Here is a 14,908-nt window from a genome sequence, read left to right as displayed (position 1 = left end):
ACGCCCGCTGTGCTCCGGCCACCGGACGTGGCCGGAGCACAGCGTTCTGTCGGTTCTCGGACGTACCGTGCTCCCGACCCGCGACGCATGACCGCGAGTCCGATGCTCGACCGAGGGGAAGTCCCATGAAGAAGTCCGTCTGGCTGCCGGCGGTCATCGCACCCGTCGTCGTCGCCGGTGCCGTCGCCGCCCCCGCGCTGGCCGGCGCCGCCACCACCCCGGTCGCCGGGAACGACCCGACCGCCGCCGCGGTCATCGCCAGCATCGCGGAGTCCTCGGACGCGCAGTACTCCGGCAAGCTCTCGCAGTCGAGCGACCTCGGGCTCCCGGAGCTGCCCAGCGGCTCGGGCGGCTCGTCCCTCGAGGGCGACGCGTCGGACGCACTCGGGCTGTTGACCGCGTCGCACACCGCCAGGGTCTACGTCGACGGTGCGGACAAGCAGCGCATCCAGGTGACCGAGCAGCTCGCCGAGCAGGACCTCGTCCGCAACGGGGACACCGTGTGGACCTGGGACTCCGAGGAACGGACGGCGACGCGGGTGACGCTCCCGAGCCGCACGGACGAGACGCCGGGCAGCGGGACCACCACCCCGACCGAGGTCGCCGAGCGTGCGATCGACGCCATCACGCCCACCACCACGGTGTCGAAGCCGGTCGCGACCTCGGTCGCCGGACACGACGCATGGCTGCTGACCCTCACGCCGAAGTCCTCCGACACCCTCGTCGGCACCGTGCAGCTCGCCGTCGACCAGCAGACCGGCCTGCCGTTGCGCGCCGCCGTCACCGCTGCGGGCGAGGACGACCCGGCGTTCCAGGTGGGCTTCACGAGCCTCGACTACGGCGCTTCGGCGTCCCGCTTGTTCGACTTCACGCCGCCGAGCGGTGCGGACGTGACCACGAAGGACCTCTCCGACGTCGACCCCGGCACCGGCCACGCCGACGGCAGCGCGGGCCACGACGGGGCGGAACACGCCGGAGCGACGGTCTCCGGCAGCGGCTGGGACACCGTCGTGACGCTCCCCGCGGGGACCGCCGACCAGGCCGGCCTCGGGACGGACGCCGCCGGCCTCCTCGACCAGCTGACGACCTCGGTCGCCGGTGGTCGTGCCGTGCAGACCTCGCTCGTCTCCGTGTACCTGACGGACGACGGCCGGGTCCTCGCGGGCGCGGTGCCGGTCGCGGCACTGGTCGCCGCGGCGAAGTGACCACCGGGACGGACACCGCTCTCGCCAGCGCGAGCACGGCCGACAGCACGACGGAGCTCGCGATCCGCACGACCGGTCTCCGCAAGGTGTTCCGGAAGCAGCGTGCCGTCGACGGCATCGACCTCGCCGTACCCCGCGGATCGGTGTTCGGGTTCCTCGGTCCGAACGGGTCGGGCAAGACGACGACGATCCGGATGCTCCTCGGGCTGTCCAGCGCGACGAGCGGCTCCATCGACGTCCTCGGCGAACCGATGCCGCGCGGGCTGCACTCGGTGCTCCCCCGGGTCGGCGCGCTCGTCGAGGGACCGGCGTTCTACCCGTACCTGTCCGGCCGGGCGAACCTGTCCCGCTTCGACGCCGCCGACCCGACCTCCGACCCGCGCACCCGGAAGGACCGTGTCGCGCACGCCCTCGACCGCGTCGGGCTGACCCACGCTGCCGACAAGAAGGCGCACGCGTACTCGCTCGGCATGAAGCAGCGTCTGGGCCTCGCGAACGCACTGCTGTCCCCGCGTGAACTCCTCGTGCTGGACGAGCCGACGAACGGCCTCGACCCGCAGGGCACGCGGGAGGTCCGGCACCTCATCCGCTCGCTCGCCGACGACGGCACCACCGTCTTCGTCTCGAGCCACCTCCTCGCCGAGATCGAGCAGGTCTGCACGCACGCCGCCGTCATGCGCACCGGCTCGCTCGTGGCGCAGGGGCCGCTCGACGAGCTCCGGGCCGCCGGTGCCCGGACCGTCACGGTCCGTACACCCGACGTCGGGCAGGGCGCCGTCGTCCTCACCCGCCTCGGCCTGGAACCGCGTCGGGACGGTGGCTCGGACGTCCTGGTCGCCGACCTCACCGCGGACGTCGCCCCGGAGACCATCACCGCCGAACTCGTCCGCGCCGACGTCCGGGTCCGCGGCCTCGCGGTCGGCGGCGGCACCCTCGAGGACCTGTTCGTCGCACTCACCGGAGAGGGATTCGATGTCGCTGGTTGACCCCGGTCGCGCGACCGCACCGGCCGACGCAACGGGCGGGCGGCCGTCACCGGTGCGGCGGAACCGACCGTTCGCGCTCCTCGGCTCGGAACTGGCGCTCGTGTTCCGCCGTCGCCGCACCTGGGCCATGCTCGGTGCCCTCGCGCTCGTGCCGGTCCTCATCGCCGTCGCGGTCCGGCTCACCACGGACGGTGACGACGGGGGACCGGCGTTCCTCGGGGACATCACGAACAACGGGCTCTTCGTGTCGTTCACCGCGTTGACGGTGTCGATCCCGCTCTTCCTGCCCCTCACGGTCGGGGTCGTCGCCGGGGACACCGTCGCGGGCGAGGCCAGCCACGGCACCCTGCGGTACCTGCTCGTCGCCCCGACCGGGCGCGTGCGCTTCATCCTCGTGAAGACCGCCGGAGCGATCGCGTTCTGCCTCGCCGCCACCCTGCTCGTCGTGCTCGTCGGGGCCGCGATCGGTGCGGCGCTGTTCCCGATCGGCCCCGTGACGCTGCTCTCGGGCACCCAGGTCGACGGGTGGTCCTCCGCCGGCAGGGCTGTGTTGCTCGCGCTCTACGTCACCCTGTCGATGCTCGGCCTCGTCGCGATCGGTCTGTTCGCCTCGACGCTGACGAACGTGCCGGTCGGCGCGATGGCGGCGACGGTGGTCCTGGCCGGCGCGTCACAGGTGCTCGACCAGCTCCCGCAGCTCGACTGGCTGCACCCGTTCCTGTTCTCGCACCTGTGGCTGGGCTTCGGGGACCTGCTCCGCGACCCGATCTCGTTCGACTCGTTCGGCAGCAACGCGCTGCTCCAGCTCGGGTACCTGGTCGTCTTCGGCGCCCTGGCCTACGGTCGTTTCGCGAGCAAGGACATCCTCAGCTAGTCACCGGGCGCACACGGAGCGTGCGCAACGGCGCCCCGGGCCGGTAGGAGGGTGCGACGTCAGTCGGCGCCGCGCGCGGCCGGCGAGCCGCTCTCGAGCGTGCCGTCGGCCTTCTCCTCGGCGTAGCGGTCGCGCAGGTCGCGGGCCTTCTCGGACCGGTACCAGTCCTGTCGGGCTCCGGTCTCGACGGGCTGCATGCCGACGACGACCTTGCCGCGGGAGTGCATCTCGGCGAGGTCCTCGTACGCGTCGACGATGTACTCGAACGGGTAGAAGCCCGAGATGAGGATCTGCACGCGGCGGTCCTCGACGGCCTTCGCCAGGAAGAGGATGAGCTCCTTCGCCTCCGGGTCGGACGCCGGGGCACGGAGGAATCGGAGTTCGGCGTCACGCCGGGCCTCTGACGACACGAACCGCTTCTCGTCGACACCGAGCCGGAGTGCGAGTTCGTGCGCGGAGTCGTCACCGTGGTTGTCGATGAACGCGGTGACGGGTCGGCCGTCCGCGATCTCGGTGATCCGGGCCTCCTCACCGTCGCCGTACGCGACGGGCAGGATGCCGATCTGCCGGAGGTAGTCGTGGTTCCGCGGGCTGCCGAGCCCGATGACGGTCGCGCCGGCGTCGCGGGCGAGCTGGCACTGGATGTGACCGACACCACCGGCGGCGGCGCTGATGACGACGGTGTCGTCCGGGCCGAGCCGGAGCTTCCGGACGACGTCGACCGCGGTACAGCCCGCCAGGTAGAGTCCGCCAGCGACCTCCCACCCCACGTGCGTCGGCTTGATGACGACGGCGTCACGGGGCACGACCACCCAGGTGGCGTGCGAGCCGCCCTCGGGGGCGTGGCCCATGACCTCGTCACCGACGCGCAGGTCCTTCACGCCGTCGCCGCGTGCCCGCACGATCCCGGCCACGTCGACGCCCTGACGGGCTGGGAAGTCGACCTGGATGTGGTCCTGCAGCTTGCCCTCGCGGAGGAAGCGTTCGATGTGGTTGAGGCCGGCCGCGATGACCTCGACGAGGACCTCGCCGGGTCCGGGCGTGGGCCGTTCCTGTGACACGACCTCGACCACGTCGAAGTCGCCGTACCGCTCGTACTGGACTGCGCTACCGGTTCGCATGTCACCCTCCTCGGGACGTCGTGCGTCCGTCCTACTCGCCGCAGCCGTGTCGGTGTCCGTGGACTTGGGGGACTCGCAGGGAGGGACCGGCCGGGAGGCCCGGGGCGGGGCCGCCACGCGCCTCGCCCCGGGCGGGCCACACCCGCCCGCCGCCAGCAGGCCGACGCCGTCGGTCAGGACGGACCGAACGCCTCCGCGATGCGGGCGGCGGACCCGGCGTCGAGGTGCAGCGCTCGCCGGTCGGCATCCGGTCGGGGCAGCCGGACCGGTGTCGACCACGTCGAGCCGTCCTCGGCGAGGTCGACGACCAGGGCACCGGTGCCGATGAGCGCGGTCTCCTCGGCGTAGGGGCCCGCGACGTCGTTGTCGTTCGCGACCCCGGGGGCGACGAGGACCGGGACGCCCCCGAGCGACCCGGCGAAGTGGTGGTGGTAGTGCCCGCCGAGCACGACCCGGACGTCCGTGCCGCGGAGCACGCCGGCGAGGTCCTCCGGGTTCCGGAGCTTCAGGGCGTCGTGCAGGGAGGTGGGCGCGGGCAGCGGCGGGTGGTGCAGGACCACGACCGATCCGTGCGGTGCCGGCTCGGCGAGCGCGGACCGGAGGTGGTCCAGGGCCGCGGTCGACAGCTCCCCGTACCCGGCTCCGGGGACGCTCGTGTCGACGGTGACGATCCGGCGACCGGCCACGAGCGACTGCCCCCGGACCGGGACCGAGGGGTCGTGGTGCTCCATCGTGTGCATGAGCGGTCCGCCGCCGTCGCCGAGGACGTGCCCGTCGAACAGGACGCGGCGGAACCCGGCGCGCTGGTCGTGGTTGCCCGGCACCGTCACGAAGGCGGCACCGTGTCGTTCCGCCCAGCCGCCGACCGTGTCGAGGGCCGTCGTGTACGACTCCGGCGAACCGTCCTCGGACACGTCGCCGGAGACGACGACGAGTCCCACGCCCTCGATCCCGTCCACGTGGTCGAGCAGGGCCGTCAGCGCCGCCGTGGTGTCGACCGTGCCCTGGTGCAGGGAGCCGTCACCGGTCAGGTGTGTGTCCGACAGGTGCAGGATGCGGAGTGTTCCGGGTGCGGGAGGCTGCATGTGGCACACCGTAGCCGGGCCCTGCGTCCCGGGTCCGTCGTCGGGGTTACCGTTGTCCGGTGATCGACCTGCGCTCCGACACCGTCACCCGTCCGACCCCGGCGATGCGCCGCGCCATGGTGGAGGCCGAGGTCGGCGACGACGTGTTCGGCGAGGACCCCGAGACCACGGCGCTCGAACAGGAGGTCGCGGAGCTCCTCGGGCACGAGGCCGGTCTCTTCACCCCGTCCGGGTCGATGGCGAACCAGCTCGGGCTGCGGCTGCTCGTCGGTCCCGGGGAGGAACTGCTCGCCGACGTGCAGGCCCACGTCGTGCGCGCCGAGCTCGGTGCCGCCGCCGTGTTCTCCGGCATCACGACCCGGACCTGGGCGTCCGAGCGCGGCCGGCTCGTGGCTGATGCGGTGCGCGACATCGCCGAGCCGAACGCCGGCGCGTACTCGGTGTCGACGACGGCGATCGCGATCGAGAACACCCACAACTTCGGCGGGGGCACCGTGCAGCCGGTCGGCGAGGTCCGCGCGGTGCAGGAGTTCGCGCGCGAGCACGGCATCGGGCTGCACCTGGACGGTGCCCGGCTGTGGAACGCACACGTGGCGTCGGGTACCCCGTTCCGCGAACTCGCGAGTGGGTTCGACACGGTCTCCGTCTGCATGTCGAAGGGCCTCGGCGCACCCGTCGGCTCGGTGCTCGTCAGCACGGCCGAGCGGATCGCGGCCGCGCGGATCTGGCGGAAGCGCTACGGCGGGGGCATGCGGCAGACGGGCATCCTCGCGGCGGGAGCCCGCCACGCCCTGCACGAGCACGTGGACCGGCTGGCCGAGGACCACGCGAACGCCCGGGTGCTCGCGGCAGCGCTCGACGTCGACCCGGAGACCGTCGACACGAACATCGTCTTCGCACAGGTGTCCGACCCGGCCGCGTTCGTCACCGCCGCCGAGACCGCTGGCGTGCGGGTCATGCGGCTCGGACGGACGACGGTCCGGCTGGTGACGCACCTGGACGTGTCGGCGGAGGACGCCGAGCGGGCGGCCGAGGTGCTCGCCACGCTCCCCCGCTGACCCACCGCGCGGACGGCTGTCAGCCGACAGCCACCGTCGCCGCGTGCGCCGGGCGCAGCTCGAACGTCAGCGGGTCCGCCCGGACCGTGTCGAGCGCGAGCGCGACGGCACCCGTCACGACGACGTCCGCGCCGAGCGTCGAGGCGACGATCTCGGGCACCGGGTCGAACCGTCCGCTGCCGAGCACCTCGGCGGCACGGTCGATGACGGCGCCGGCGTGCCCGGCGATCGCTCCGGCGACGACCACGCGGTCGATGTCGAGCAGGCTCGCGAGCAGCACGCAGACCCGGGCGAGCAGGTCCCCGAGTTGGTCCACCACTCCGGCGGCCACGGGATCGCCCGCTCCGGCTGCGCGGAACACCGCGCCCGCGTCGAGCGCACCGCGGGCGACGGCACGGCCGAGCGGGGTGTCCGGTGCGATCCGGCCCGCTTCCGCAGCCGCGGTGACGGCGGTGCGTGCGGCGGCGCCGAGGCCGTCGGACGACCCGACGCCCACGACGAGTTCGAGCGCGCGCAGTTCGCCCGCGCCGCCCCGGGCACCGCGGAGCAGCACCCCGTCGACGACGAGACCGGCGCCGAACCGCTCCCCCGCCAGGAGCGCGGCGAACGAGGCCTCGGGGGACGACGGCCGTTCGGCGATGGCGGCGAGGTTCGCGTCGTTCTCGACGACCACGCGTGCCCCGGGCACCACGGCGTCGAAGCCGGGGTTCATCCGCACCCAGAACCCGCCGTCGTCCGGTGAGGCACCCCGGGCGTCCACGGGTGCGGGGATGCCGACGGTCGTCACGAGGACCCGGTCGGCGTCGGCCGGGGCTTCGGCGAGCGCTGCGGCCACGGTGGTCGCGACGGCCTCGAGGCGGACGGCGACGTCGAGGCCGCGGGTGCCGAGGTCGGTCTCCGCCCGCGCGAGCACCGTGCCGCGGAGGTCGGCGACGTACGCCGCCACCCGGTGCTGCCCGGCGTCGACCCCGACGACGAGCCCCGCGGTCGGGTCGAGTTCGTAACGGCGGGCAGGCCGGCCGATGCGGTACTCCCCCGCGGCACGCGCGTCGTCGAGTTCGGTCAGCCAACCGCGGGCGACGAGGTCCTCGCACGCCGCGAGCACGGTGGAGCGCGTCAGTCCGGTGGCCTCCATCGCCTCGGTCGCGGTGAACGCGGCGACGGCGAGCGCGTGGTCGAGGACGGTCTCCGCACTGGAGGCACGGGGAGACCCTCGACGCTGCGGCATGGGGCGAGACTACCGCGACGCGACTTGCTTGCGCGATTAGATTTTCTCCGTATATTTAGTCCTGCGAGCCGCATCGGAGCAGCTCGCACACCGGGACGGCGACGGCGCCGGTCCCGGCGAACGGAGACGACGTGCAACCACGCGCCACACGAGCCGCCGACGCATCCGCGCTGAGCCGGCGGTCGTTCCTGCTCGGAGCGGGCGGCATCGCCAGCGGCCTCGCACTCGCCGGCTGTGCACCGGTCGGGGCATCGGGGTCCCGGCCGGAGACGATCAGCTTCTACGTGTCGAAGCCCGAGGTGATCGGCTACTTCGACGACCTCATCGCGCAGTTCCACCAGGTCCAGTCGAAGATCCGCGTGGTCCGCGACTCCACGTCGAGCATGTCGGCGAACTTCGTGCGGAACAGCCCGCCGGACCTCGGCTGCTGGAACTACAACTTCTCGGTGGTGCCGTTCGTCGAGCACGGGGCGCTCACCGACCTCTCCGACCTGCCCGAGGCCGCCACGATCAACCCCGACCTGTGGCCCCTCATGGAGCAGACCGCCGACTACCCGGGCCGGAAGAGCGCCCTGCCGTACTCGGTGACCGCCGCCTCGGTCATCTACGACCGCCGCCTGTTCGCGGAGCAGGGACTCGACGTCCCGACGACCTGGTCCGAGTTCTCGGACGTCTGCGAGCGACTCCAGCGGGCCGGGATCGCGCCGATGTACGGCACGTTCAAGGACAACTGGACGATCGCGCAGGGCATGTTCGACTACAGCATCGGGGGGATGATCGACACCCCGGCGACGTTCGCGGCGCTCCGCGAGGCCGGCACCCGGGTCGGCACCGGCTCGGCGCCGTCGTTCGCGGAGGACTTCGCGGCCCCGATGGAGCGGATGGCGCAGCTGCGCGAGTGGCACCAGCCCGGCGCCGTCAGCCGCGGGTACGGCGACGGCAACCTGGCGTTCGCCCAGGGCAAGGCGGCGATGTACCTGCAGGGTCCGTGGGCACTCGGCGAGATCGCGAAGACGACTCCCGACATGGACCTCGGCACGTTCCCGCTGCCCGTGACCGACGACCCGGCCGACCGGAAGGTCCGGGTCAACGTCGACCTGGCGCTGTGGATCCCGGAGGCGTCACGGAAGCAGGAGGCGGCGCGGGAGTTCCTGTCGTTCCTCATGGCCCCGGCGGTGAACGACCGGTACAACGCCGACAACAACGGGTTCGGCGTCCGGAAGGACGCACCGCCCGCGTCGAACCCCGCCCTCCGCGGCATGCAGTCGTACTATGACGACGCGGCCTTCTACCTCGGCGCCTCGCAGCTCATCCCCGCCGAGATCCCCGTCGCGAACTACGCGCAGTCGATCGCCTTCGGTGGCGACCCGCAGCGACAACTCCGCACCCTCGACTCCGACTGGGCGCGGCTGGCGCTCCGCTCGGCCGCGTGAAGGAGACGACCATGACCCTCGCAACGAAGGCCCCCGCGAGCCGTGCCGACGGCCCGACCACGGGCCTCCAGGTCGGACGGCGCAAGCGGCCACGCGTCGACCCGCTGTTCCTCGCGTTCCTGCTCCCCACCCTCGTCCTGTTCACGCTCGCCATCACGCTGCCGGCGGTGATGGGCATCGTGCTGAGCTTCACGAACTCCGTCGGCTTCGGCGAGTTCCGCTTCATCGGGGTGACGAACTACGTGGCGGTGTTCTCGGACCCGGCGATCCTGCAGGCGTACCTGTTCACGATCGGGTTCTCGCTCGTCACCGTTCTCGTCGTCAACGCGATCGCGTTCCTGCTCGCGATCGCGCTGACGTCGAAGGTGCGCGGCAAGATCGCGCTGCGGGCGGTGTTCGTCCTGCCGATGGTGATCTCCGGCATCGTGATCGCCTACGTGTTCTCGTTCCTGTTCGCCAACAGCCTGCCGGCGCTCGCGACCACGCTCGGGTTCGCGCCGCTCGAGCAGAGCATCCTGGCGGACCCGGACCTGGCGTGGATCGCGATCGTGGTGGTCACCGCATGGCAGGCGATCCCCTCGACGCTCCTCATCTACATCGCCGGGGTCCTGTCGATCCCCGGCGACGTGTACGAGGCGGCGTCGCTCGACGGCGCCAGTGCGTGGCGTCAGCTGGTGTCGATCACGGTGCCGCTGACCGCCGGGTACATCCTCATCAACCTGGTCATCGGGTTCAAGAACTTCCTCAACTCGTACGACATCATCGTCGGCCTCACCGACGGTGGCCCCGGCACCTCGACGACCAGCGTCGCGATGTCGATCTTCAAGGGCTTCAACGGTGGCGACTACGCCTACCAGATGGCCAACGCGACGATCTTCTTCGTGATCGCCGTCGTGATCGCCGTGATCCAGCTGCGGGCCACCCGCGGGAAGGCAGCGCTCTGATGTCCCTGCAGGCACCACTCCAGCCCACCACCACGGCGACCGGCAGCATGCGGTCGGTCGACGCCGATCGGACCGCCGGCGGCCGCAGTGCCGGTCGTCGCGGTCGGAGCGCGAACTGGCCGGTCACGGTCGTCCTCGTGCTCTGCGCGCTGTCCGTGCTCGTCCCGCTCTACGTGACGCTGACGATGGCCTTCAAGACCACCGGGCAGGCCGTCGACGGCAACGCGTTCTCGCTGCCGGCGCCGTTCAGCGTCGACGGGTTCGTGCAGGCGTGGGAGCTCACCGACTTCCCGAGGGCGTTCGGCATCTCGGTGCTCGTCGCCGCGATCACCGTCGCCGGCACGATCCTGCTCGCCTCGTTCACGGCGTACGCGATCGCCCGGAACTGGGACCGCAAGCTCTTCCGCTGGTCGTTCTTCTACCTGCTCGCGGCGATGTTCCTGCCGTTCCCGGTGCTCGCGCTGTCGCAGGTGAAGCTCACCGGACTGGTCGGACTCGACAACCCGTTCGGCGTCGCGATCCTGCACGTCATGTTCCAGCTGTCGTTCAGCGTGCTGCTCTTCACCGCGTTCCTGCGGTCGATCCCGGCCGAGCTGGAGGAGAGTGCCCGCATCGACGGTGCGAGCACGGGGCAGGTGTTCTGGCGACTCGTGTTCCCGCTGCTGGCACCGATGAGCGCCACCGTCGGCATCTTCGCGTTCCTCGCCTCGTGGAACGACTTCGTGATGCCGTCGCTGATCACCTCCGACCCGGCGCTGCAGACCCTGCCGGTGCTGCAGCAGATGTTCCAGACCCAGTTCAGCAACAACTACAACGTGTCGTTCGCCTCGTACCTGATGGCGATGGCCCCGGCGATCATCGTCTACCTGATCACCCAGCGGTGGGTCATGGCCGGCGTGACCCAGGGCGCGATCAAGTGACCGACAGCATCTCGACCCCGAACGAAGGAAGCACCCCATGACCGACGTGCTCGACCCGGCCGTGCAGCCGACGACCACCGCCACCGACGAGACCTGGTGGCGCCAGGCGAGCGTCTACCAGATCTACCCTCGGTCCTTCGCGGACGCCGACGGTGACGGCATCGGCGACCTCCGCGGCGTCACGGCCAAGGTGCCGTACCTGACGTCCCTCGGCGTCGAGGCCGTCTGGCTCAGCCCCTTCTACCCGTCCGCCCTCGCCGACGGCGGCTACGACGTGGACGACTACCGCGACGTCGACCCGCGACTCGGCACGCTCGACGACTTCGACGCGATGGTCACGGCGCTGCACGACGCCGGGATCAGGGTGATCGTCGACGTCGTCCCGAACCACACCAGCGACCGGCACGAGTGGTTCCGCGAAGCCCTCGCGTCCCCGAAGGGCTCGCCCGCCCGGGACCGCTACGTGTTCCGCGACGGCACCGGCCCGTCCGGGCAGGACGCCCCCGCCGACTGGATCTCCATCTTCGGTGGCCCGGCCTGGACCGCGGTCGGCGACGGCCAGTGGTACCTGCACAGCTTCGCGAAGGAGCAGCCGGACCTGAACTGGGCGAACCGGGAGGTGCGGGACGACTTCCTCACCACGCTCCGGTTCTGGTCGGACCGCGGCGTGGACGGGTTCCGCATCGACGTGGCGCACGGCCTGGCGAAGGACCTGCCCGCGGGCGACCTGCCGACGTGGGCCGAGGTCTCCGCGCTGCCGAAGGACGGCACACACCCGCTGTGGGACCGCGACGAGGTGCACGAGATCTACGCCGAGTGGCGTCGGGTGTTCGAGGAGTACACCCCGGCCCGCACGGCGGTCGCCGAGGCCTGGGTCGCCGCCGACCGACGTGCCCGCTACGCCAGCGCCGAGGGACTCGGGCAGGCCTTCAACTTCGACCTGCTCGAGGCCGACTTCGACGCCGGGTCGTTCCGGACGATCATCGAGTTCAACCTCGGACTGGCGGAGCAGTCCGGCTCGTCGACGACGTGGGTGTTCTCCAACCACGACGTCGTCCGGCACGCCACCCGCTACGCACTGCCCCCGCGCAGCGGTGACGCCGAGCACGCCCCGACCACCGAGAAGCAGGGCAGCGCGTGGCTGCTCGCCGGTGGCTCGCAGGACGACCTCGACCGTGACCTCGGCCTCCGACGTGCCCGTGCCGCGACACTCCTCGAGCTCGCGCTGCCCGGGTCCGCCTACCTGTACCAGGGCGAGGAGCTCGGCCTGCACGAGGTCGGGGACATCCCCGACGCCGACCGCCAGGACCCGGCGTACTTCCGGAACCCGGGCGTCGACGTCGGCCGCGACGGGTGCCGCGTCCCGATCCCCTGGACCAGGGAGGGCTCGTCCTTCGGCTTCGGGCCCGACGGCGCGCACCTGCCGCAGCCGGCCTGGTTCGCCGACTCCAGCGTCGAGGCGGAGGACACCGATCCCGACTCGACCCTCAACCTGTACCGCGCAGCGCTCCGGCTCCGTCGCACGCTGCAGTCCGAGGAACACCTCGAGTGGCTCGAGACCGGGCGCGACGACGTCCTGGCCTTCCGTCGCCCGAACGGCTGGACGAGCGTGACGGTGTTCGGCGACGAGCCGTACCGGCTCCCCCGGGGTGAGCTGCTGCTCGCCAGTGCGCCGGTGGCAGACGGCGTGCTGACGGGGGTGGGCACCGCTTGGTTGCGTCCCTGACGCGACCCGTTGGCGGACGGGAGGCCCGGTGCACGACGTGTGCCGGGCCTCCCGTCCGCCGTCGGGTCACCGCTGCGGCCGGAGCCGTCAGTCGGGCTCGGTAGGGTCGGCACGTCGAGAGGGGGCCGCGTGGCCGGAGCAGGCATCAGCGTGCGGGACTTCGTCATGCGGTTCGGGGACCGGAACGTCGTGGACGGACTGACGTTCGACATCGCCCCCGGTGAGACGTTCGGGCTGCTCGGCAGCAACGGCTCCGGCAAGACCACGACGATCCGCGCCCTGCTCGGCATCACGGCACCGACAGCGGGCACGCTCACGATCGACGGCGAGCCGTACCGGCCGGCCACGGGCGGCATCGGGTACCTGCCGGAGGAGCGCGGGCTCTACCGCAAGGAGACCGTCATCGACGTGATGACGTACTTCGCGGCGCTCCGCGGGATGCCCAGGGGCCCGGCGACGCGCTGGTCGAGCGACTACCTGGAGCGCGTCGGGCTGGCGGACAAGGCCAAGGTCCGCATCGACAGGCTCTCCGGCGGCCAGCAGCAGAAGGTGCAGCTCGGCATCACGATCATGGACCGGCCGCGGCTGCTCATCCTCGACGAACCGACGAAGGGCCTCGACCCGGTGAACCGGCGGCTGCTCCTCGACCTCGTCGACGAGCGCAAGGCCGACGGCGCGACCGTCGTCCTCGTCACCCACCACATGGACGAGGTCGAGCGGCTGTGCGACCGGATCCTGCTCCTCAGGGACGGCGTCGCGGCCGCGTACGGCACGATCCCCGAGGTGCAGGACGCCTTCGGCGGCGCGGTCGCGGAGGTCGGTCTGACCGGCCCCGTCCCACCGTCCGACCGCTACCGGCTCGTCCGGCACGAGGGGCACGTCGCGCACCTCGTGCCCACGGCGGCCGCCGCCCGCGACGGGTCCGACATCCTCGCCGAGCTCGTCGGCGCCGGGGTGCACGTCACCGGGTTCGCGATGCGGCGCATCCCCCTCGACGAGATCTTCGTCCAGCTCTACGGGCACGACGCGGGCAGCGACGCCGCCCGGGCCGACCGACGCCAGGGCGCCGCGGTGGCAGCGGCCGGAGCGACGCGGTGAGCCGGCTCGGCACCGTCGTCCGGTTCGAGTTCGTCCGAGCGGTCAAGAAGCCCGCGTTCTGGATCGGGACGCTCGCCCTCCCCCTCGTCGTCATCGTCGTCTCGCTGCTCGTCGGCGTCGGGCAGGCGGCGGGGACGGACTCGGCGGTCTCGAGCGGGTCGGCGGCCAAGACGCCGTTCCACTACGTCGACCACTCCGGGCTGGTGTCGCGGACGGTCGCGGCGAAGTGGGGCGGGTCCCCGTCCGAAGACCCGGCGGCCGACCGGGCAGCGGTGCGCTCCGGGCACCTCGACGCGTTCATCGAGTTCCCCGCGAAGCCGTCCACGTCACCGGTCACCGTCCTCGGCGCCGACCGCGGATTGTTCGCGAACAACGGCTACTCGGCGCTGGCGGGACGGGTGCTCGAGCAGAGCGTCGCCGCACAGGTCGACGACGCCGAGGCCGTCCGGATCCTGCGTTCCCCACCCTCCGCCGACGTCACCACGTACGCCGACGGGCAGATCGCCCCCGGGTGGCTGTCGATCGTGCCGCCGCTGCTGTACGTCGCCGCGTTCTTCGGGCTCGTCGTCCTGCTCGCCGCCCGGATGGTGACCGTCGTGGTCGAGGAGAAGGAGAACCGCATCTCCGAGATGATCCTGACGACCGTCACCGCCGGCACGCTCATCCGCGGCAAGGTCATCGCGATGCTCCTGGTCGGACTCGTGCAGGTCGGCGTGTTCCTGGTGCCGGGGCTCCTCTCGTTGGCCGTGGTGCTGCCCCTCGTCGCCGGGCGGGTCGGCAGCGTCGCGCTCGATCCGTGGCGGATGGTCGCCGGGGCGCTGCTCCTGGCCGGTGGGGTGCTGCTCGCGTCCGCACTGTTCGTCGCCGTCGGCGCCTCGGTCCCCACGATCAAGGACGCGTCGACGCTGCAGTCCGCGGCGCTCTTCGCGGTGATCATCCCGCTGTACGCCGCGTTCTTCGTCATGACGACACCCTCGTCGCCGATCGCCGCGTTCTTCACGTACTTCCCGACGTTCACCCCCGTGACGGCGATGGTGCGGAACGCGGTCGGGTCGCTGTCGGTCGTCGAGACGGTGGTCTGCATCGTCGAGGTGTTCGCGGTGGCCGTCGCCCTGCTGTGGTTCTCCGAGTACCTGTTCCGGCACTCGGTCGCGCAGTACGGGTCGAAGGTGACGCTCAGGCAGATCGCCGGGTGGCGGCGGTCCCGCACGGTGGCGCGCTCCCGCTGAC

The 14,908-nt window shown here is 72.0% G+C and carries 13 protein-coding genes; 10 read left to right on the top strand and 3 right to left on the bottom strand.

What is annotated here, in order from left to right:
- Window positions 1–125: 125 nt before the first annotated feature.
- Genes DEI83_RS13220 through DEI83_RS13210 form a run of 3 tightly spaced genes read left to right on the top strand, consistent with a single transcriptional unit; the run spans window position 126 to window position 3,065 of the window.
- The gene (locus DEI83_RS13220) at window positions 126–1,205 is read left to right on the top strand and encodes a DUF2092 domain-containing protein (RefSeq protein ID WP_111082413.1); all 1,080 of its coding nucleotides are present in this window, start codon (window positions 126–128) and stop codon (window positions 1,203–1,205) included.
- Window positions 1,202–2,191: an ABC transporter ATP-binding protein gene (locus tag DEI83_RS13215; RefSeq protein ID WP_111082412.1), complete on the top strand. Its 990-nt coding sequence runs from the start codon at window positions 1,202–1,204 to the stop codon at window positions 2,189–2,191. The genes DEI83_RS13220 and DEI83_RS13215 overlap by 4 nt, the downstream gene beginning before the upstream one ends.
- A complete protein-coding gene (locus DEI83_RS13210; protein ID WP_258371207.1) occupies window positions 2,178–3,065 on the top strand; it encodes an ABC transporter permease in 888 nt (295 codons plus the stop codon). Before DEI83_RS13215 ends, DEI83_RS13210 begins: the two co-directional genes overlap by 14 nt.
- A 59-nt stretch (window positions 3,066–3,124) precedes the next feature.
- On the opposite strand, the gene DEI83_RS13205 is transcribed toward DEI83_RS13210, so the two are convergent.
- Window positions 3,125–4,186: an NADP-dependent oxidoreductase gene (locus DEI83_RS13205; protein ID WP_111082410.1), complete on the bottom strand. Its 1,062-nt coding sequence runs from the start codon at window positions 4,184–4,186 to the stop codon at window positions 3,125–3,127.
- A gap of 173 nt (window positions 4,187–4,359) precedes the next feature.
- Window positions 4,360–5,271: a metallophosphoesterase gene (locus DEI83_RS13200; protein WP_111082409.1), complete on the bottom strand. Its 912-nt coding sequence runs from the start codon at window positions 5,269–5,271 to the stop codon at window positions 4,360–4,362.
- Between the two features lie 59 nt (window positions 5,272–5,330).
- Here DEI83_RS13200 and DEI83_RS13195 point away from each other — a divergent pair, with 59 nt between their 5' ends.
- The gene (locus DEI83_RS13195) at window positions 5,331–6,329 is read left to right on the top strand and encodes a low specificity L-threonine aldolase (protein WP_111082408.1); all 999 of its coding nucleotides are present in this window, start codon (window positions 5,331–5,333) and stop codon (window positions 6,327–6,329) included.
- A 19-nt stretch (window positions 6,330–6,348) separates the two neighbouring features.
- Here DEI83_RS13195 and DEI83_RS13190 read toward each other — a convergent pair whose 3' ends face one another.
- Window positions 6,349–7,557 carry an ROK family protein gene (locus DEI83_RS13190; protein ID WP_111082407.1) on the bottom strand — a complete coding sequence of 403 codons (1,209 nt, stop codon included), beginning with the start codon at window positions 7,555–7,557 and terminating at the stop codon, window positions 6,349–6,351.
- A 131-nt stretch (window positions 7,558–7,688) separates the two neighbouring features.
- Here DEI83_RS13190 and DEI83_RS13185 point away from each other — a divergent pair, with 131 nt between their 5' ends.
- The 6 genes from DEI83_RS13185 (at window position 7,689) to DEI83_RS13160 (ending at window position 14,907) form a co-directional block, all read left to right on the top strand.
- Window positions 7,689–8,990, top strand: coding sequence for an ABC transporter substrate-binding protein (locus DEI83_RS13185; protein WP_111082406.1), 1,302 nt, complete (start codon window positions 7,689–7,691; stop codon window positions 8,988–8,990).
- Between the two features lie 11 nt (window positions 8,991–9,001).
- Window positions 9,002–9,934, top strand: a complete 933-nt coding sequence (locus DEI83_RS13180) for a carbohydrate ABC transporter permease (RefSeq protein WP_258371206.1) — start codon at window positions 9,002–9,004, stop codon at window positions 9,932–9,934.
- Complete coding sequence (locus tag DEI83_RS13175; protein ID WP_111082405.1) at window positions 9,934–10,854, top strand: carbohydrate ABC transporter permease; 921 nt, start codon at window positions 9,934–9,936, stop codon at window positions 10,852–10,854. Before DEI83_RS13180 ends, DEI83_RS13175 begins: the two co-directional genes overlap by 1 nt.
- 37 nt (window positions 10,855–10,891) lie before the next feature.
- Window positions 10,892–12,580 carry a glycoside hydrolase family 13 protein gene (locus DEI83_RS13170; protein ID WP_111082404.1) on the top strand — a complete coding sequence of 563 codons (1,689 nt, stop codon included), beginning with the start codon at window positions 10,892–10,894 and terminating at the stop codon, window positions 12,578–12,580.
- Between the two features lie 129 nt (window positions 12,581–12,709).
- The gene (locus DEI83_RS13165; protein ID WP_258371205.1) at window positions 12,710–13,678 is read left to right on the top strand and encodes an ABC transporter ATP-binding protein; all 969 of its coding nucleotides are present in this window, start codon (window positions 12,710–12,712) and stop codon (window positions 13,676–13,678) included.
- Window positions 13,675–14,907, top strand: a complete 1,233-nt coding sequence (locus DEI83_RS13160) for an ABC transporter permease (RefSeq protein WP_111082403.1) — start codon at window positions 13,675–13,677, stop codon at window positions 14,905–14,907. The genes DEI83_RS13165 and DEI83_RS13160 overlap by 4 nt, the downstream gene beginning before the upstream one ends.
- Window position 14,908: the final 1 nt, after the last annotated feature.

This window comes from Curtobacterium sp. MCBD17_021, from assembly GCF_003234525.1.
In the GTDB taxonomy this organism is placed as follows: domain Bacteria; phylum Actinomycetota; class Actinomycetes; order Actinomycetales; family Microbacteriaceae; genus Curtobacterium.
Note: the sequence above shows the minus strand (reverse complement) of the source record. Positions and strands in the feature narration are given on the sequence as shown.